Origin of the sequence: Natrinema salinisoli, from assembly GCF_020405205.1 — an archaeon.
Taxonomy (GTDB): Archaea; Halobacteriota; Halobacteria; order Halobacteriales; family Natrialbaceae; genus Natrinema; species Natrinema salinisoli.
The window spans coordinates 3977394-3994422 of the sequence record NZ_CP084469.1 but is presented as its reverse complement, the minus strand read 5'-3'; the positions used below and the strand labels follow the sequence as shown (position 1 = coordinate 3994422).

Genomic DNA, 17029 nt, shown 5'->3' with positions numbered 1-17029 from the left:
CTCGTGCGATGACTGGTTCACACACGTCCGACCGCGTCCTCGTCGCCGGTGGCAGCGGAGCGACCGGCGAGGAGTTACTCTCCGTCCTGCGACCGACCGACCTCACCGTTCGCGCGACGACGCGATCGTACGCGAGCGTCGACACGCTCGAGCGACACGGGGCCGACGAGGTTGCCGTCGTCGATTTTTTCGAGTCCGCCGACGCCGTCAGGGCGGTCGAAGACTGTGATATCGTCTACTGTGCGCTCGGAACGCCGCCGAGCCTGCGTCACGTGACCGGCGGGAAACTGGTCGATCGAACCGGCGTCATCAACCTCGTGACTGCTGCCGTCGCGGAAGGGGTTTCGTACGTCGTCTTCGAGAGCGCGATCGGCGTCGGGAACTCGAAGGCGGGGATGTCCCTGCCGGCTCGGCTCGTGCTTCGGGGCTCGCTCCGGGCGAAAGGAGACGCGGAGACGGCGCTGCGGCGCTCGGGACTGGCGTACACGATCCTCCGCCCCGGAAAACTGACGAACGAACCGCCGACCGGTCAGGTAGTGGTCGGTGAAGGCGGCGATACAGTCTCGGGATCGATCCCGCGTGCAGACGTCGCGCGGGTGATGGCTGCGGCCCCGTTCACGCCCGACGCGCGCAACCGAACGCTCGAGATCGTCAGCCGCGAGGGACTGTCGAGCAGGCCGACTCACCGCGTCGACATCGACTGGGCGGAGGATCTGCACCCGGTCGAACGAGAACGAGAGCGTCTCTGAGTATCGTTATCCGCTCCATAGCGCCCGCGTTCTCAGGACCGATGGTCGCTCCCGAACCTTCATTGCGCTGTCGGCAAATATTACGACCATGTACGACGACGAGGATCTCGAGGAGATCCGTACTGCAGGCGATCGGTGGGAGACGGAGACGCTCGAGCCGACCCTCGACCGTCACGGCGAGCGTCAGGATCGGTTTGCGACCGTTTCGAATCACGAAGTCGATCGACTCTACACCCCCGACGACGTCGGCGATCTCGACTACCTCGAGGACCTGGGATTTCCGGGCGAGGAGCCCTACACCCGCGGCCCGTATCCGGCGATGTACCGGGGACGGACGTGGACGATGCGCCAGTTCGCCGGCTTCGGCACCGCGGAGGAAACCAACGAACGGTTTCACTACCTGATCGACGAGGGCCAGACCGGGCTCTCGGTGGCCTTCGACATGCCCTCGCTGATGGGACTCGATTCGGACGACCCCATGAGCGAGGGCGAGATCGGGAAGGAGGGCGTCGCGGTCGACACGCTTCGAGACATGGAGATCCTCTTCGACGGGATCGACCTCGAGAAGATCTCGACCTCGTTTACGATCAACCCCTCCGCACCGGTGATCTACGCGATGTACGTCGCGCTGGCCGACCAGCGGGACGTCCCGCGCGAACAGCTGCGCGGAACCCTCCAGAACGACATGTTCAAGGAGTTCATCGCCCAGAAGGAGTGGGTGATCCCGCCGGATCCGTCGCTCGATCTCGTGACGGACGTTCTCGAGTTCAGCACGGCGGAAACCCCGAAGTTCCACCCGATCTCGGTCTCGGGGTATCACATCCGCGAGGCGGGCTCGACGGCGGTCCAGGAACTGGCCTTCACTCTCGCGGACGGCTTCGGTTACGTCGAGGACGCGCTCGATCGGGGCCTCGAGGTAGACGACTTCGCACCACGCCTCTCCTTCTTCTTCAACTGCCACAACTCCTTCTTCGAGGAGATCGCGAAGTTCCGTGCGGCCCGCCGGATCTACGCGCGGGTGATGGACGACTGGTACGGCGCCGAGGCCGACGAGTCCAAGCGACTCAAGTTCCACACGCAGACTGCAGGTCAGTCCCTGACGGCCCAGCAGCCGCTGAACAACGTCGCTCGGGTGACGATTCAGGCGCTGGCCGGCGTCCTCGGCGGCACCCAGTCGCTGCACACGAACAGCTTCGACGAGGCGCTGGCGCTGCCGAGCGAAAAGGCGGTTCGGGTCGCGTTGCGGACCCAGCAGATCATCGCCGACGAGTCCGGCGCGGCGGACATCGTCGATCCGATGGGGGGCTCCTTCGCCGTCGAGACCCTCACGAACGAGATCGAGGAGCGGACGATGCGCTACATCGAGGAAATCAAAGAGATGGGCGACGGCTCGGTTCGCGACGGCATCCTCACCGGAATCGAGGACGGCTACTTCCTCCGGGAGATTCAGGACGCCTCCTACGAGTACCAGGAGCGCGTCGAGCGCGGCGAGGAAGTCGTCGTCGGCGTCAACAAGTACACCCTCGAGGAGGACACCAGCCCCGACACCCTCAAGATAGACGAGACCACGGCCGAACGCCAGCTGGGCCGGCTCGAGGAGGTGAAAGCCGACCGGGACGACGCGGCGGTCGAGGACGCGCTCGAGGCGCTCCGCGAGGCTAGCGAGCGCGGCGAGAACACGATGCCCTACATCGTCGACGCGGTGAAGGCCTACGCGACGATGGGCGAGATCATGGGCGTCTTCGAGGAGCAGTACGGGGCGTACAGCGAGAACCTCGGACTGGCCTGAGCGGCGGCAGTTACGTCACCGATTACACGCCGTTTTCGTCGAATCGGGAGAGAACGATGACGACGATCCCGAGCGTTGCGAGGACGCTACCGACGGCGAGGGCTCCGTAGATGGCGAGCGTGAACGGAGTGACGGGGACTGCGACTGCGAGGATGGAGATCTCCTCGAGGCCGGTTCGGCCGGGGAGGGTCGCACCGAGCAGTGCCCCGAAGGCGGCGGTCGCGGCGATGAGCGCGAGGCCGAGGCCGGCGACGGCCCGACGGCCCGCCACTCGCTCGTCGTCGAACACAGTCGGTCGTACGCCGTCCCGAGTGGAGGCTCTTTCGTCGGGCGTCGTTGTAGCAGGTGGTTGTCCCTCGGAATCGAACGGATCGCGAAGAAAGTCGATCCGGGCTCGTTTTTCGGGGGTCCCGAACGAAACGACCGCGACGAGGGCGCAGAGATCGGCGAGCGACCGGGAACGACGGCCCGGGAAACGTTCTTCCGTAAGTGCGGTGTAGCGCCGATAGTGGTTCCCGTGAGTCCCGATAGATCCGAGTCCGACGGGTCGGTGTTCCGGCGACGACTGTCCGAAAAGGAGCTGTTCTTGCTACTGCTGGTCGGGATCGCGGTCATGATGGCGGTGACCGGATTCGTCCTCATCGTCAACTGAGTCCGACGGCCGGCAGCTACCGATCGGACGACGTCTCGGAGGTATCGTGTCGCGTTCGATCGTCGGTTTCGATCACCCTGGCTGCGAGCCAGGTCACGACCCCGAGCGTCCCCATCGTCACCAACAGGATCGCGAACTGGATCGTCGACTGGAGCGGATCGAACCCCCACGGATTGAAGACCGCGAAAACGGCGACGAAGAAGCCGATGATCGCGAACGGGATCAGGTTGACCGCGAGGTCGAGCGTGATTTCCGCGTCGAAGGCGCGTCGGCTCATAGCTGTGTGATGAGTGCGATAGTTCGGGGTATGGTCGGCCGAGTGAGTCGGTCAGTCATCGTGTGGGTCGCTCGGTCGCTGCGTCGGCTCTCGTGCCCGCACCAGACCGGCCCCGACGACCGTCACGAGGCCGGCGAGGACGAGCGCGATGCCGCGACTCGTCAGCCCGGAGAGCGGCTCGAGAGGGGCGATCGGGAGCGTCCCAGTCCCGTGGGCAGCCAGTACGCCACCGACGACGACGAACACCGCGCCGAACGTAGTGACGAGCGTCAACGGCCGGTCGACGTACTCCGCATCCGCCAGAACCCCGGCGACGCTCGCGGCGAACACGACGAGCCCGGCGACGGCGACGGGAACGAGGTCGACGACGATGCCGACCTCCGAGCCGGCGAGCCCGACGGCCACCAGAAGGGGCCACGGCCTCGCGGCGTCGGTCCGCTCAGTCGTCGCCCGGCTCGAGTGGTCGGCCATACTCGGCGTTCCACGTCGAGGGGATTGTATCTGGCCCTACTGACCGTCTCTCGAGAGAGTCTCGAGTACCGGAGTGTTGGAACCGGTGGCCGGACGAACGCCGTCAGGAGTCCGATCGGTTCCACGGGGCCGGCAGCAGGGTCCCGATCGTCTCGATCCGATAGGTCGGCGTCGGTCCGTCGGCATCGGTATCACCGCCGGATACCCAGACGGAGTGCAACCCCGCGTCCGCCGCACCCCTAACGTCCGATTCGAGCGAATCGCCGACGTGAACGGCCGTCTCTGGGATTGCGTCGAGCGCATCGAGCGCGCGTTCGAACGGTTCGGGGGCCGGTTTCGGCGGGACGTCCTGTCCGGCGATGACGATCGTATCAGTCCAGCGCTCGAGTCCGACGGCGTCTATCTTCCGTCGTTGGGCGTCTCGCGCCCCGTTCGTCACGATGCCGACCGCGTACTGTTGGTGTATCGTCTCGAGTACCTCCCGGGCGCGAGGGTACAGTTCCACGTTCGACTGGTCGCGTTCGGCGTCGAACGCCGTCGCCACCGCTCGTCCGAGGGCTGCATCGTGCCCGTTTTCGGCGGCGAGGGCGGCGAAGCATTCAGAGCGAAGCTCGGCCATCGAATCACACCGGCGAGCGAACTCGTCGAACCGGTCGTAGTAATCTTCGACCGAAAAGAGGGGGTCGGTCCCGACTCGGTCTAAGCTGGCCCGTAGTACCTCCCCCGGAGATCGCTCGTATCGAAGGAGAGTCCCGTCGAGATCGAAGAGAACCGTTTCGATGCGTCCCATAGCGTATTGTATATACGAGCGGATGAGTTCTACGCGCTACTCGTCGCGTTCGATGACGAACTCCGTGAACTCGTTCAGCTTCCGGGTCGTCTCCGCGTCGAAGTCCAGCCCGTCGATCGCCGCGCGGGCCTGTGCAGCCAGCTCGAGTGCGCGTTCGCGCGCGTACTCGAGGCTCCCTGCGTCCTCGAGGATCGAGAAGGCCTCGAGGACCTCGTCGTCGGTGTTCTCGTCCGTCTCCAGGATTTCCTGCAGCCGTCGGGCGCGCTCGGGCTCGCTCTCCCGGATCGCGTGGATGACCATGAGCGTCTTCTTGCCCTCGCGGATGTCGTTGCCGAACTCTTTGCCGAACTCGCCGGCCCGACCCAGCGAGTGCTCGACGTCGAGGATGTCGTCGCCGATCTGAAAGGCGACGGCGGTCAGTTCGGCGTACTCCGCGACGGCGTCCTCGACCGCCGGGGGTTGGTCGGTGACGATCGCGGCGAGGCGGGCGACGATCCGACCGAGACAGCCGGTTTTGCACGCACACATCTCGAGGTACTCCTCGGTACCGACCCGGACCTCCCGTTCGTTGTGCCAGGCGATATCCATTCCCTGGCCCAGATGGGTCCGGTTGAGTTCGTACATCAGCATCTCGTAGGCGGCCAGCCGCCGGTCGGCCGGGAGGTCGGCCGGATCCTGCGCGATGATCTTCAGCGGCAGGAAGTACATCGCGTTGCCGACGTTGAGTGCGATATCTCGGCCGTAGATGCGATGCAGTGCCGGTTCACCGCGTCGGATCGTGGCCTCGTCCTCGACGTCGTCGACGATGATCGTCCCGTTGTGTAGAATCTCCGGAATGCAGGCGTAGGGCAGATACTCGGCCGGGTCCGCTCCGAACTCCTCGACGAAGACGAGAAACAGTACCGCACGCCACCGTTTTCCACCCCGGTCGAGCAGATCCCACAGCGGCGTCGACAGCGCTCGCTGAAGTCCGATGGGATCGTACTCGTACGTCGGCACACCGAAGAACGACTCGAGGTAGGCGGCGTCGATTTCGCGTGGAACCAGGTCGGCGATCGCCTCGTCGATGGCCGGCCGCCAGTCGGCAAGCGTCTCCCGCATATCGAGTCCGAGAGGGACCGGCGTAAAAAAGATTCGCAGTTTGTCGTGTCAAACAGTGATAATTACTAACATGCAAAATTTCGAGCTGTGAATAGATCTCGACCTCCACTCGAGCGATACAGTTACACGGCCGTCCATCCACGTTCCAGCCATGACAGCCTGGATCGGTACCGTCTTCGAGAGCGACGTCGGTTGGAACCACCTCGAGGGACTCGTCGATATCGGAAACCGAATGGCCGGGAGCGAGGGTGAGCGGGAAGCCGCCGAGCTGACCCGAGACGCGCTGGCCGACGCCGGCGCGCGAAACGCTCGGCTCGAGCCCTTCGAAATACAGGGCTGGACTCGTGGCGACAGCGCGATCGTGGCGGCCGACACGACGCAGGACTGCATCGCTCTGCCGCGCAGTCCCGACGACCGCATCCGCGCGCCGCTGATCGATCTCGGCTACGGGCTGCCCGCGGACTTCGAGGAAACCGACGTCGAGGACGCGATCGTCATGGTCCGAAGCGACGTTCCCGGCTACTACGATCGGTACCTCCACCGCCGGGAGAAGTACCACCACGCCGTCGAGAACGGTGCAGCGGGATTCGTTTACCGAAACCACGTCGAGGGGTGTCTCCCGCCGACCGGGAGCGTCGGCTGGAAGGACGAGCCGATCGGCCCGATTCCGGCCGTCGGCGTCTCGAGCGAGGTCGGCGCGCGGCTCGGTCGCCGGTTCGACGGCGAATCGGTTACGCTCTCCGTCGAGGCCGACGTCCACCCCGCGGAGAGCCAGAACGTCCGGGCCGAACTCGGACCGGACACGGACCAGCGCGTCCTCGTGACGAGTCACGTCGATGCCCACGATATCGCGGAAGGTGCGATGGACAACGGCGCCGGAACCGCGATGGTAGTCGAACTCGCGAACGCGCTCGCAGAGCGGGAAGACGAACTCGAAACCCGCGTCGAGTTCGTCGCCTTCGGAGCGGAAGAGGTCGGTCTCCTCGGCTCGACGCGGTACGCCGAGGGGGCAGATCGGGAGGCGATCAAAGCGGTGGTCAACAGCGACGGCGTCGTTCGTGACCGAACGCTCTCGATCATCACGCACGGGTTCGACGCGCTCCAGGACGTCGCCAACGACGTCGCAGAGCGGTACGATCACCCGATCGGTACCGTCCCGAAGGTCGGTCCCCACAGCGATCACTGGCCGTTCGTCGAACGGGGGGTTCCGGGCTGTCACGTCAAGTCGATATCGGACGGGCCGGGCCGCGGCTGGGGCCACACGTACGCCGACACGATCGAGAAACTCGAGCCCCGGACCCTGCGCGAACAGGCGATCCTCCTGACCGAGTACGTCGTCGCGCTCGCTCGCGAAGACGTGACGGTCGACCATCGAGAACGCGAGGAGATCGCGGCGGACCTCGAAGCACAGGATCTCGCGGCGGGGATGCGAATTACTGGTGACTGGCCGTACGACGAGTGAGGCGTCCGCCGGAGAGATCGATCGCGCGCGGCGATCGACAACCGTACGCTTTTGAGCGGGCCGTGTGAACTGGCGGCCATGGATGCGGCGTGGAACGCGGGCGACTCCCCCGTCGTCGGCGTCGTCGATCACGAGGCGACCGCGAGCGACGCCAGCGAGATCGGCGACTCCCTCGAGTCGACGGTCACCGACGGGACGATCACGAGCGGCGACTTCGAGGACGTTCTCGCGGCGGAGCCGTCGATACTGGTGGCAGTCGGCGAGTCGACGCTATCGGCGGCCGCTCGTGCCGGCGTCGACGTTCCCGTGCTCCCGGTCGGCTCGATTCCCGGAATCGACGGGGTCGACCGCGACGACGCGCCCGCTGCGCTCGAGGCCGCGCTCGCGGGCCGCGCCGTCCGTCGCGAGCGGTCGGTGCTGGGCGTGAGCCTCGAGGCGGACGGCGACACCGACTCGGCGGAGGCTGCAACGCGAGTGCGTGCCCTCTTCGACGTGACGCTCATCACCGACGAACCGGCCCGGATCTCCGAGTACGGCGTCCGAGATCGCGGTCGGTCCGTCGCGACCTTTCGCGCCGACGGCGTCGTGACGGCCACGCCGGCAGGGAGCCACGGCTACGCGAGCGCAGTCGACGCGCCACACCTCTCGCGGGCCGTCGACGCGGTCGCAGTCTCGCCGATCGGTCCATTCGTCACCCAGACTCGGCAGTGGGTCCTGCCGACCGACGACCTGACGTTCACGGTCGAACGCAACGAGGGCGACGTGACGCTCGTCGTCGACGGACGACCGGTCGGCACGGTCACCGTCGACTCGCGGGTGTCCGTCTCCCTCGCGGGGACGCTCGCGACGCTGATCGTTCCGGACGAGCGACTCGAGGGCGAGTGAGAACGACCGAGAATACCGGTGTCGACGGATGCGTAACGGACCGGAGTCGACCGCCGTCCCTCGACGCTCCCGTTAACTGTTGTGCGGTTCCTCGTCCCGATGATTGTCCGGGTTCTCGTTCTCGAGGGCATCGTCCTCCCGGTCGACCGACCCCTGTTCGATGTCCTGTCGCCGCTGCTCTTCGTCCGCCCGTTCGCGGGCCGCTTTCTCCTCCTCGGTCAGCCCCTCTTCGTCTCGCGCCTCCTCGGGATCGGTCTTCTCTTGGTCAAGCTGGACGTCTCGCCCGTGTTCGTCTTTGCCGGTGTTATCGCGCTCGTCAGTGGTGTCGGACATTGTGATCCCGATCGGGGGTATCGCCGGTTTCTGAAAAGGCGTTGGGCTTGCGAGCGTCGGCGTGACGGATATTTCGGGGACTCTGGCCATCCAGCCGCCAGTTACCAGGCGTCACCGGAAGCGAGGTCGATCTCGCTGTCACCCTTCTCGGAGGGACAGATGTCCGCCAGGACGCAGTCGACACAGTCGGGGTTCTGTGCGGTACAGACCGCCCGCCCGTGATCGATACAGAGGTGTGTAAACTGCTGCCAGTCGTCTTCGGGGACGATCTCGATCAGGTCCTGCTCGATCCGTTCGGGATACTCCTCCTCCGTCAGCCCGAGCCGCCGCGAGAGCCGCTGGACGTGCGTATCGACGACGATCCCTTCGACGATATCGTGGCCGTGCTGGAGGACCACGTTCGCCGTTTTCCGACCGACGCCCGACAGTTCGGTCAGCTCGTCCATCGTATCCGGCACCTCGCCGTCGTGTTCCTCGAGGATCGTCTCGCAGGCGCTGCGGATGTATTTGGCCTTGTTGTTGTAGTACGTTATCGAGTTCAGGTCTTCGGCGAGCTCGTCCTGCTCCGCGTTCGCGTAGTCCTCGGCTCCGTCGTACTTCTCGAAGAGGTGCTTCGTCTCCTCGTTTACCCGTTCGTCGGTACACTGCGCCGAGAGGATCACCGCGATCAGCAACTCCAGTCGGTTCGCGTACCGCAGCGAAATCGTAGAATCGGGGTATTCCGCCTCGAGCCGGTCGACGACCTCGGTGGTCTGCTCCCGGCGGGTCTCCAGTGGGGTTCCCATGCGCATCCGCTAGGCGCGTCGTCGTTTGAGCGTTCGGATTCCGCGCTCCGTCGACCGCGTCGGATATCAGCCCGATATGTTTTCGCCGGTTAGATACTATTATTATGAACGAGAAACTATGATTGAATAACTCATACCAGACAATTCTCGCCGGTCGTCCGGACGCTGCCGAATTCGGCGGAATCGGTTCGGGGGTGATCGACCATGACCATTCAGAACGACACCGGAAACGTCGAGGGGGAATCGTCACGAGACGGGGCCATCGTCGACGCACTGCTGGCCGAACTCAAGGACGATCAGGGTGGTACCAAGCAGGCTGCGCTCAGACGAGCGCTCGACGTCGACGACGCAGCCGGGCTGGGTCCTCAAGACGAATCGACCGACACCGACGACGCCCGCGTCAGCAACGACGTTCGCATCGAACGGTTACAGGCGACCGTCGAGTCGCTCGCCGCCTACACCGATTCGCTCGAGGCGTTTCTCGACGAGAACGGAACGGCCGAAACCGTCCTCGCGGACGTGCAGACGGGACTCGACGACACCCGCGACGAACTCGAGACGCTGTCGGCGTCCGTCGCGGACCTCGAGGCCACCGACGCCGATCACGCGGAGCGCCTCGCCACGACAGAGGCACGCTGTGACTCGATCGAAGACGCAGTCAAGACGCTCGCAGGGCAACTTGCGGACCTCGAGAAAGCCACCGAGGCGGCGGTCAAGACCCTGGACGACCAATGGATCGCCCTCGAAGGACGCGTCAACACGTTCGAGCAACGCCTCGATATCCTCTCCGAGCGGGTCGACGACGCAACGTCGACGGTCAATTCGCGAACCAGGCGGCTCGAATCGGCGCTCGAGGACCTCGAATCGGCGGTCGACGAGCAGTTCGCCGAACTCGATGGCGATCTCGAGCGGGAGCTCGACGCGCTCCGGGACGACCTCTCCGCGACCGACGACGAAGTCGACGCGAAGATCGACCGCCTCGCGTCCCGTTTCGAGGACCGGATCGCCAATCTCGAGGCCGACCTCTCCGACGAGATCATGGAGGTCGAAAAGACGCTGGTCTACACGTCCAACGACCTCGAGGAGGAAATCGAGTCGCTGGCGGCCGAGATCGACGATCTCGAGTCGCAGTCCGGCGACCGGGAGTAGATCCGGCTGCGGACGGGTGTGGACGACGATGCCGTGACATTTAAGCGGTCGTCATCCAGCTATGTGGGTATGAAAGCCACGGCCATGGCCCACCCCATCCAGGGGCTGGTCAAGTATCACGGGATGCGAGACGAGATCGAGCGGCTCCCCTATCACGACAGTATCAGCGTCTGTACGGCCCCCAGTCACACCCGAACGACCGTCGAGTTCTCGATGGACCACGAGGATGACACCTTCATCGTCGACGGCGAGGAACTCGAGGGACGCGCCCACGAACGCGTCGAAGCCGTCGTCGAGAAGGCCCGCTCGAAGTCCGACGCCGCCCACACCGTCTACCCGGTGCGCCTCGAGAGCGAGAACAGCTTCCCGACGAACGTCGGACTGGGATCGTCCTCGTCGGGCTTCGCGGCCGCGGCGATGGCGCTGGCCGAGGCGGCCGAGCTCGACGCCACGAAGCAGGAGATCTCGACGATCGCCCGCGTCGGGTCGGCCTCGGCGGCTCGAGCGGTCACCGGCGCCTTCTCGCATCTCCGAACCGGGATGAACGACGAGGACTGTCGCTCCGAGCGGATCCCGTCGAACCTCCACGAGGACCTCAAGATCGTCGTCGGCCTCGTCCCCTACCACAAGGACACCGACGACGCCCACCGCGAAGCCGCCGACAGCCACATGTTCCAGGCCCGCAACGCCCACATCCACGAGCAGATCGCGAAGATGCGTGATTCCCTTCGCAACGACGATTTCGAGGGCGTGTTCGAACGCGCCGAACACGACTCGCTGTCGCTCGCGGCGACCACGATGACCGGGCCCTCGGGGTGGGTCTACTGGCAGCCCGCCACCCTCGCGGTCTTCAATACGGTCCGCGAACTCCGCGAGGAGGAGGACATCCCGGTCTACTTCTCGACCGATACCGGTGCCAGCGTCTACGTCAACACCACCGAGGAACACGCCGAGGAAGTCGAAGAGGCAGTCTCCGACTGCGGCGTCTCCACGACCACCTGGGACGTCGGCGGTCCCGCGAAACTGCTCGACGAGGACGAGCACTTGTTCTAAAAACCGAAATTTTACTCTGCGGGCTCGCCTACGGCTCGCCCTCGGTAAAATTTCGATCAAAAGCACTCCTCCCTCCGTTCCGAGCGCTTCGCGCTCTCCACATCGGTCGTCGGCCCGCTCGCTCGTTTCACTCGCTCGCGGTCGATAACTGGGCAAGTGCCTGCCCTCCCCCGGGTCGCGGACTCCTCGCGATGCTCGGAGCCCGCTCCCGGCCACAGTTTCGATCGCTGTGCTTCAGTCGCCTCCGTCTTTCTCGAGCACAACTATACCCCTCGAGCCCCTACCCCGACCCATGCACGTCGTCGTGCTCGGAGCGGGGTATGCGGGGCTGACGCTGACGCGCTTGCTCGAGCGGGACCTCCCCGACGAGGTCGACATCACGCTGGTCGACCAGTCGCCGGATCACCTCGTCCAGCACGAACTCCACCGGGTGATTCGCCGGCCGGAGCTGGCCGCGGCGATCACGGTTCCGTTGCCGCAGGTTCTCGAGCGGGCGAGTGTCCGCGTCGCTCGCGTCGAGGCAATCGATCGGGGCGAGCGAGTCGTGTCCCTCTCCTCTGGCTCGCTGTCCTACGACGTCGCGGCGATCTGTCTCGGCGCGCGGACTGCCTACTACGGGCTCGAGGGCGTTCGCGACCACGCGACCCCGTTGAAACGACTCTCGCACGCGAGTCGAATTCGATCGGGAGCACTCGGGGCGCTCAGGACTGACCACTCCCGGATCGTCGTCGGCGGAGCCGGCCTCTCGGGCGTGCAGGTCGCCGGCGAGTTGGCGGCGCTCGCACGCGACGAACACAGCGACGCGACGATCACGATCCTCGAGCAACTCGACAGCGTCGCGCCGAGCTTCGACGAGAACTTCCAGCGGGCGGTTCGGACCGCGCTGGAAGCACAGGCTATCGAAATCCGGACCGGCGCAGCCGTTTCGGGAGCCGACGAGACGCACGTCCACCTCGAGTCCGGCGAGCGGGTTCCCTACGACCAGTTCGTCTGGACGGGCGGCATCCGCGGCCCGGATCCACTCGCGGGCGAGCGCCCGACGGTCGAGAGCGACCTCCGACTGGACGATCGAACCTTCGCCCTCGGCGATGCGGTTCGCGCCGTCGACGCCGACGGGCAGCCGGTCCCGGCGAGTGCGCAAGCGGCCGTCCGAGAGGCGCGGACGGTCGCCGCGAACATCACCGCCCTCGTGACCGACGACCGCGAGTCCGCGGTCGGTACCGGATACACAGCCGAACCTTTCGAGCAGTTCACCTTCGAATCGCCCGGCTGGGTCGTCAGCGTCGGCGACGACGCGGTCGCGACGGTCGGCTCGCGGGTTCTCACGGGACGACCGGCAAAGGCGTTGAAGACGAGTATCGGCCTCGGCTACCTTTCCGGAGTCAGTAACGTCGAAAACGTGGCCGAGCTCGCCTATCGAGAGCTCGTTCCGGAGCGGTTGCAGCGCGACCGGTATAGAAGTCAGTGACAGTCACTGCAAACCGGATCGCACGACTGCGTCGCGAGTAGTGTGTCAATCGCTTCAGGGGCTACGAGAACTACGTCCAGCGATCCAGCCCCGTCTGCGTGACGCTCTCCTCGATGCGTTCGAAGCCGCGTTCGACCTCGCCGGCGTCGACGCCCCACTCGTCGGTGACGTACGCCCGCGCGGCCTCGAGGTCCGGATCGATCGCCGCGTCGAACTCGTACTCGTCGGTGACGTCGGGGTCGCGGAACAGCTGTCTGACGCGGTCGCCGTACTCGATATGGTCTCCGCGGGCCTCGAGGACGTTCCAGAGGTCGCCGTGTTCGGTGATCGCCGAAATCGCCGTCTTCGGGCCGATACCCGAGACCCCCTCGTTGAAGTCCGTCCCGATGAGGATCGCCGCGTCGATCAGCTGCTCGAGGGTGAGTTCGTGGTGGTCGAGGGTGGCCTCGAGATCCATCAGCTCGGGGTCGCCCTTGCTCGTCAGCTGGCGCAGCGTCAGCGGGGAGCCAAAGAGCAGCGCGTCGTAGTCCTCCGAGCCGACGTAGTCGGCGTCACCCCGCTTGACCATGTGAGCGGCCTGCGCCTCGCCCTCCGCGGGCGCTTCGACGACGGGCACGTCGAGCAGCTCCAGGAGCTCGCGGCTGGTCTCCTGGATCGTCGGCGTCAATCGTTGCGTTCGAGACTCGAGCTGGGCGATCGCGACCGCGTCGCCCTCCTCCCGGGCGGTCTCGAGTTGGTCCTCGTAGCTCCGTCGCTGTTCGCGGCGGGACTCGATCTCGTCGTCCTTGAGGACGGATGGGCCGCCGTCGAAGACCATTACCGGCGTGATGTCGTGTTCGAAGAACTTGGGTAGCCCCTGGACGATGCCGACGAGGTTAGCGACCTCGGTTCCGTCGGTAGTCGTGTATTTGCCGCTGTCGGTCCACTTGACGGTCGTCGTCAGGTACCGGTAGAGCCAGTTGTGTGCGTCGACAGCGACGACGCCCTCGATGTCCTCGAAGGGGATGTCCTCGATGACGGCGATGTCCCGAAGTGCAGCGTTTCCCATTGGAGACTACTTGGGAAAGCTGGGATTTGAATCGTTGGCTTCCCGATCCACTCGCTCGTGCTCCGGCTCGAGCACGTCGGCAATGCGCTCACTGGCATCGCCACCGCCGCAGTCGTCGATCACGGACGTTGTCCTGGGCACCATCGAAGGGGTTCGAGTCCCAGTAGGTGTCAGTCTCGACGCCACCGTTCACGTGACGACTGTCATTCAGTTCGAGAGCCCGGCGGCTCGCTCTCACGTCGTGAATCGAGAAACGCCTCCTCCTCGTCGGAAAGGTCACGGTCGCGAAACTCCTCGAGACCGGCCTGATACCGCTCCCGTTCGTCCCACTTCGTGTCCGCATCGGTACTCGGTGCCGGATACTCGAGAACCAGTTCCGCGATCCCGGTCGTCTCGCCGGTGTAGGCGAATCCCGTCCGGTAGAGCGCCTCGTACGCGAAGGGGTTGTTGACCGCGATCCGGAGCCGCTCGTACCCCCGATCGATGGCGCGATCGCGGACCAGCCGACAGAGCCGGGGCCCGATCCCCTCGCCGCGACGCTCGCGATCGACCGTCACGTAGCGCAGCCACAGCGTGTCCGCGTCGGTGCGATCCTCGTTGAACGCGACCGCGCCAACGATCCGGCCGTCGTCCGCTCGCGCCACCGCTTTCCCCGTGTTCGTCATGACGAATTTCCCGGCGTAGCTGAACCGTTCGTGATCGAGTCGGAGTTTCGGTCCGTCCGGCGGCCACTCGAGCAGTTCGTACTCCACGGGACGACTTCGCGACCGAGTCACTACAGTCCACGGTATCGGAACGTTCCGTCCGTCCTGAGATGCCGACTGTGCCATCGACGAAGTCTTGCCCAGTGTCGACGATGCCTCGGAAGAGCGTGCGTCAGGTGCCCAGGTTGGGATACGAGGACGGCAACGCAACGGATCAGCCCATGCGAGTGACACCGACCGATACAGGGACGTAGGAAGTGTCTGTACTCGATCCGAACGACGACTCGGGAGAGGCACAGAAAGCGACGACTGGTCCAAACGTCTTGGCCGGCACTGGACCCGAGTCAGCGGTACGTACACTCTCGAAACTCAGTGCAACATATCGAGGAGAAAGATGAGGAGAAATCCGACGAAGAACAGCGTCGTGGACGTCGGTGTTTCCGGCACCTTCTGGGCTTTGACGAGAAGTTCCTCGGTCACCAGATACAGAAGGGCAGCAGATCCGAACGCGAGTACGAGCGCGATCGGAGCGCCCGTAACGCCGTCGAACACGAGTACCCCGGCGGTCACTCCGCTCAGCAGTAACATTCCGAACCCGGCGGGGACGGCGAGTTTCTTCAGCGTACTCGTCTCCTCCGGGAGTGCTATGACGCCGGTGACGCCGAGAAAGAGGACCTCGATCGCGAGTGCCACTGCGATGAGAACACCCGTGGCCGCCTCCGCGAGGAACGTCACGCCGATCAGGACGCCATCGATCAGCATGTCGATACTCACGGTGATCAGCAGGCCAGCGGCACCCGCCATCTTTCCGCCGATTCCGCGCTTTTCGACGTAGGTACTGAGTCGATGGATGCCGAGCATCGTGGCGACACCGATCGCGAATCCGATGACAACCACAACCGGAGCACGTGTATGGACATCCGGGAGGAGTTCGGCGGCGACGGCGGCGAACACGACGCCAGCCGCGAAGTGCTGGACGTTACTCTCCATTTGCGGTCCTGGCGTACGGTAGACAGCCAGAATCCCTCCGACGAGTGCGGCGACGACCGCCAACATCGTGTACGAAAGCGCTTGAACTAGGGTCCCAACCATTCGACTAGTGATTGTACCTCGAACCGGGTGAATGTACCCACCGTCAAATTCGGGGTGAAGAAATACCCCGCTCGAGAGCCGATCTTTGAATCGTACTTCCTCGACAAGCGTATACACACCCGAAATATAATGGATAACGGACGATCAGTCAGAGACTGGGTCTTGTTCAGCGCGAGCCGCGTGACCGTCACGGGAATACTGGCGCTCATTTGTTTCGTTCTCCTTACGGTTCTCAGTATGCTTCCCATCCCTTTCCAGTCGATATTGAGTGAGGGAGACACGGTCGAGACGCTGTTTCAGACGCTCATCGGTGTTCTCATAACCGGAATGACGCTCGTCGTCTCGATCAATCAGCTCGTCCTCTCCGAAGAATTCGGATCACTGGGTCGACAGCGCGAGCGGATGGATAAATCGATGGCGTTCAGGAAGGAGGCCGAACGAGAGTTTCAATGGACTGGTCCCCCGAAGCCGGAGCGGTTCCTCAGTACGCTCATCAACACGAGCGTCGATCGTGCCCGGACAGTTCAGGAGGCCGTGAACGAGAATTCCGATCACCTCCTTCGGAACCGGGTCGATCAGCTAGTCGACCGGATCGCTACGAGCGCCGACGAAATCACCGACGAGTTGGAAGACGCGCCGTTCGGAGAGTTCACGATAATGCAAGCCGCCCTCTCGTATAATTACTCGTGGAAGATTTACCTCGTTCGTCGACTGTACTGGGAGCATCGAGAGAGTTTGAGCGACGATGAACGAGAGGCAATCGATGATCTGGTCGACATCTTGGAGCTGTTCGGCCCTGCAGAGGAGTTCTTCAAGGCCCACTATCTCCAGTGGGAACTGGTCAATCTCTCCCGACGGATTCTCTATACGGGGATTCCAGCGCTCCTGTTCGCGATCTATGCGGCGCTCTATCTGAAACCTGAAACTGTGTCAGGGACGGTACTCAGCGTCCCCGTACTCGTCTGGATAATCAACGGCGGCGTAACGTTTGCGCTGATTCCGTTCTTTATATTCACTTCGTACGTCCTTCGAACGGCCTCAATCGCGAAGGAATCGGGGGCTATCGGCCCGTTCGTCCTCCACGAATCTGAGCGAGACCCACTTATCGACTGGGACGAGTAACACTTCGCTACGGTCGTTCACTCGTACTCGTTCCCAGATCATTCGCTACTCGGACTGTGACAGATGAGCTTCGCTCGAGTGGACGCTGACGATGCGGAA

20 protein-coding genes are annotated in these 17029 nt (G+C 64.4%); 9 read left to right on the top strand and 11 right to left on the bottom strand.

What is annotated here, in order from left to right; translation table 11 throughout:
• Positions 1-8 precede the first annotated feature (8 nt).
• Together LDB05_RS19855 and LDB05_RS19850 are read left to right on the top strand one after the other, a co-directional pair.
• A complete protein-coding gene (locus LDB05_RS19855) occupies positions 9-749 on the top strand; it encodes an SDR family oxidoreductase (protein ID WP_226005700.1) in 741 nt (246 codons plus the stop codon).
• 88 nt (positions 750-837) lie between these two features.
• Positions 838-2538, top strand: a complete 1701-nt coding sequence (locus LDB05_RS19850; RefSeq protein ID WP_226005699.1) for an acyl-CoA mutase large subunit family protein — start codon at positions 838-840, stop codon at positions 2536-2538.
• Between the two features lie 22 nt (positions 2539-2560).
• Here LDB05_RS19850 and LDB05_RS19845 read toward each other — a convergent pair whose 3' ends face one another.
• Positions 2561-2827, bottom strand: a complete 267-nt coding sequence (locus LDB05_RS19845; protein WP_226005698.1) for a DUF7520 family protein — start codon at positions 2825-2827, stop codon at positions 2561-2563.
• A 60-nt stretch (positions 2828-2887) separates the two neighbouring features.
• Here LDB05_RS19845 and LDB05_RS19840 point away from each other — a divergent pair, with 60 nt between their 5' ends.
• Positions 2888-3190 (top strand): hypothetical protein, encoded by a 303-nt coding sequence (locus LDB05_RS19840; protein ID WP_226007952.1) that lies wholly within the window; start codon positions 2888-2890, stop codon positions 3188-3190.
• Positions 3191-3206: 16 nt separating this feature from the next.
• Here the strand turns inward: LDB05_RS19840 and LDB05_RS19835 are convergent, their stop codons facing one another.
• The 4 genes from LDB05_RS19835 to LDB05_RS19820 all read right to left on the bottom strand — a co-directional run bounded on the left by LDB05_RS19835 (position 3207) and on the right by LDB05_RS19820 (position 5829).
• Positions 3207-3467, bottom strand: coding sequence for a DUF6684 family protein (locus LDB05_RS19835; RefSeq protein ID WP_226005697.1), 261 nt, complete (start codon positions 3465-3467; stop codon positions 3207-3209).
• A gap of 51 nt (positions 3468-3518) precedes the next feature.
• On the bottom strand, positions 3519-3938 hold the full coding sequence (locus tag LDB05_RS19830) for a DUF7541 family protein (protein ID WP_226005696.1): 420 nt from the start codon (positions 3936-3938) through the stop codon (positions 3519-3521).
• 103 nt (positions 3939-4041) lie between these two features.
• On the bottom strand, positions 4042-4728 hold the full coding sequence (locus LDB05_RS19825) for an HAD family hydrolase (RefSeq protein WP_226005695.1): 687 nt from the start codon (positions 4726-4728) through the stop codon (positions 4042-4044).
• A gap of 36 nt (positions 4729-4764) precedes the next feature.
• Positions 4765-5829, bottom strand: coding sequence for a polyprenyl synthetase family protein (locus tag LDB05_RS19820; protein ID WP_226005694.1), 1065 nt, complete (start codon positions 5827-5829; stop codon positions 4765-4767).
• Positions 5830-5980: 151 nt separating this feature from the next.
• On the opposite strand from LDB05_RS19820, the gene LDB05_RS19815 reads away from it, so the two are divergent.
• Both LDB05_RS19815 and LDB05_RS19810 read left to right on the top strand, forming a co-directional pair.
• The gene (locus LDB05_RS19815) at positions 5981-7291 is read left to right on the top strand and encodes a M28 family peptidase (RefSeq protein ID WP_226005693.1); all 1311 of its coding nucleotides are present in this window, start codon (positions 5981-5983) and stop codon (positions 7289-7291) included.
• A 78-nt stretch (positions 7292-7369) separates the two neighbouring features.
• Positions 7370-8176 (top strand): NAD(+)/NADH kinase, encoded by an 807-nt coding sequence (locus LDB05_RS19810; protein WP_226005692.1) that lies wholly within the window; start codon positions 7370-7372, stop codon positions 8174-8176.
• A gap of 72 nt (positions 8177-8248) precedes the next feature.
• On the opposite strand, the gene LDB05_RS19805 is transcribed toward LDB05_RS19810, so the two are convergent.
• A complete protein-coding gene (locus LDB05_RS19805) occupies positions 8249-8509 on the bottom strand; it encodes a hypothetical protein (protein WP_226005691.1) in 261 nt (86 codons plus the stop codon).
• A gap of 101 nt (positions 8510-8610) precedes the next feature.
• Entirely contained in the window at positions 8611-9294 is a 684-nt protein-coding gene (nth, locus tag LDB05_RS19800; protein WP_226005690.1) for an endonuclease III, read from the bottom strand.
• A 204-nt stretch (positions 9295-9498) separates the two neighbouring features.
• Here nth and LDB05_RS19795 point away from each other — a divergent pair, with 204 nt between their 5' ends.
• The 3 genes from LDB05_RS19795 to LDB05_RS19785 all read left to right on the top strand — a co-directional run bounded on the left by LDB05_RS19795 (position 9499) and on the right by LDB05_RS19785 (position 12964).
• Positions 9499-10443, top strand: a complete 945-nt coding sequence (locus tag LDB05_RS19795) for a hypothetical protein (RefSeq protein WP_226005689.1) — start codon at positions 9499-9501, stop codon at positions 10441-10443.
• Positions 10444-10512: 69 nt separating this feature from the next.
• The gene (gene mvaD, locus LDB05_RS19790; RefSeq protein ID WP_226005688.1) at positions 10513-11496 is read left to right on the top strand and encodes a phosphomevalonate decarboxylase MvaD; all 984 of its coding nucleotides are present in this window, start codon (positions 10513-10515) and stop codon (positions 11494-11496) included.
• Positions 11497-11788: 292 nt separating this feature from the next.
• Positions 11789-12964, top strand: coding sequence for an NAD(P)/FAD-dependent oxidoreductase (locus LDB05_RS19785; RefSeq protein ID WP_226005687.1), 1176 nt, complete (start codon positions 11789-11791; stop codon positions 12962-12964).
• 70 nt (positions 12965-13034) lie between these two features.
• Here LDB05_RS19785 and fen read toward each other — a convergent pair whose 3' ends face one another.
• The 4 genes from fen to LDB05_RS19765 all read right to left on the bottom strand — a co-directional run bounded on the left by fen (position 13035) and on the right by LDB05_RS19765 (position 15808).
• Positions 13035-14012: a flap endonuclease-1 gene (fen, locus tag LDB05_RS19780; RefSeq protein ID WP_226005686.1), complete on the bottom strand. Its 978-nt coding sequence runs from the start codon at positions 14010-14012 to the stop codon at positions 13035-13037.
• Between the two features lie 6 nt (positions 14013-14018).
• Positions 14019-14156: a hypothetical protein gene (locus tag LDB05_RS19775; protein WP_226005685.1), complete on the bottom strand. Its 138-nt coding sequence runs from the start codon at positions 14154-14156 to the stop codon at positions 14019-14021.
• Positions 14157-14215: 59 nt separating this feature from the next.
• Positions 14216-14764, bottom strand: a complete 549-nt coding sequence (locus tag LDB05_RS19770) for a GNAT family N-acetyltransferase (protein WP_226005684.1) — start codon at positions 14762-14764, stop codon at positions 14216-14218.
• Positions 14765-15085: 321 nt separating this feature from the next.
• Positions 15086-15808: a ZIP family metal transporter gene (locus tag LDB05_RS19765; RefSeq protein WP_425498580.1), complete on the bottom strand. Its 723-nt coding sequence runs from the start codon at positions 15806-15808 to the stop codon at positions 15086-15088.
• 27 nt (positions 15809-15835) lie between these two features.
• On the opposite strand from LDB05_RS19765, the gene LDB05_RS19760 reads away from it, so the two are divergent.
• Positions 15836-16930 carry a DUF7972 family membrane protein gene (locus LDB05_RS19760; RefSeq protein WP_226005682.1) on the top strand — a complete coding sequence of 365 codons (1095 nt, stop codon included), beginning with the start codon at positions 15836-15838 and terminating at the stop codon, positions 16928-16930.
• Positions 16931-17029 lie beyond the last annotated feature (99 nt).

What these genes read in the sequence shown, in the direction of transcription:
- LDB05_RS19805 (WP_226005691.1), bottom strand. Translation starts at nt 8,509, where the DNA reads ATGTCCGACACCACTGACGAGCGCGATAACACCGGCAAAGACGAACAC.
- LDB05_RS19775 (WP_226005685.1), bottom strand. Translation starts at nt 14,156, where the DNA reads ATGGTGCCCAGGACAACGTCCGTGATCGACGACTGCGGCGGTGGCGAT.
- LDB05_RS19785 (WP_226005687.1), top strand. Translation starts at nt 11,789, where the DNA reads ATGCACGTCGTCGTGCTCGGAGCGGGGTATGCGGGGCTGACGCTGACG.
- LDB05_RS19850 (WP_226005699.1), top strand. Translation starts at nt 838, where the DNA reads ATGTACGACGACGAGGATCTCGAGGAGATCCGTACTGCAGGCGATCGG.
- LDB05_RS19830 (WP_226005696.1), bottom strand. Translation starts at nt 3,938, where the DNA reads ATGGCCGACCACTCGAGCCGGGCGACGACTGAGCGGACCGACGCCGCG.
- LDB05_RS19795 (WP_226005689.1), top strand. Translation starts at nt 9,499, where the DNA reads ATGACCATTCAGAACGACACCGGAAACGTCGAGGGGGAATCGTCACGA.
- LDB05_RS19765 (WP_425498580.1), bottom strand. Translation starts at nt 15,808, where the DNA reads ATGGTTGGGACCCTAGTTCAAGCGCTTTCGTACACGATGTTGGCGGTC.
- LDB05_RS19810 (WP_226005692.1), top strand. Translation starts at nt 7,370, where the DNA reads ATGGATGCGGCGTGGAACGCGGGCGACTCCCCCGTCGTCGGCGTCGTC.
- mvaD (WP_226005688.1), top strand. Translation starts at nt 10,513, where the DNA reads ATGAAAGCCACGGCCATGGCCCACCCCATCCAGGGGCTGGTCAAGTAT.
- LDB05_RS19825 (WP_226005695.1), bottom strand. Translation starts at nt 4,728, where the DNA reads ATGGGACGCATCGAAACGGTTCTCTTCGATCTCGACGGGACTCTCCTT.
- LDB05_RS19835 (WP_226005697.1), bottom strand. Translation starts at nt 3,467, where the DNA reads ATGAGCCGACGCGCCTTCGACGCGGAAATCACGCTCGACCTCGCGGTC.
- fen (WP_226005686.1), bottom strand. Translation starts at nt 14,012, where the DNA reads ATGGGAAACGCTGCACTTCGGGACATCGCCGTCATCGAGGACATCCCC.
- LDB05_RS19855 (WP_226005700.1), top strand. Translation starts at nt 9, where the DNA reads ATGACTGGTTCACACACGTCCGACCGCGTCCTCGTCGCCGGTGGCAGC.
- nth (WP_226005690.1), bottom strand. Translation starts at nt 9,294, where the DNA reads ATGGGAACCCCACTGGAGACCCGCCGGGAGCAGACCACCGAGGTCGTC.
- LDB05_RS19815 (WP_226005693.1), top strand. Translation starts at nt 5,981, where the DNA reads ATGACAGCCTGGATCGGTACCGTCTTCGAGAGCGACGTCGGTTGGAAC.
- LDB05_RS19820 (WP_226005694.1), bottom strand. Translation starts at nt 5,829, where the DNA reads ATGCGGGAGACGCTTGCCGACTGGCGGCCGGCCATCGACGAGGCGATC.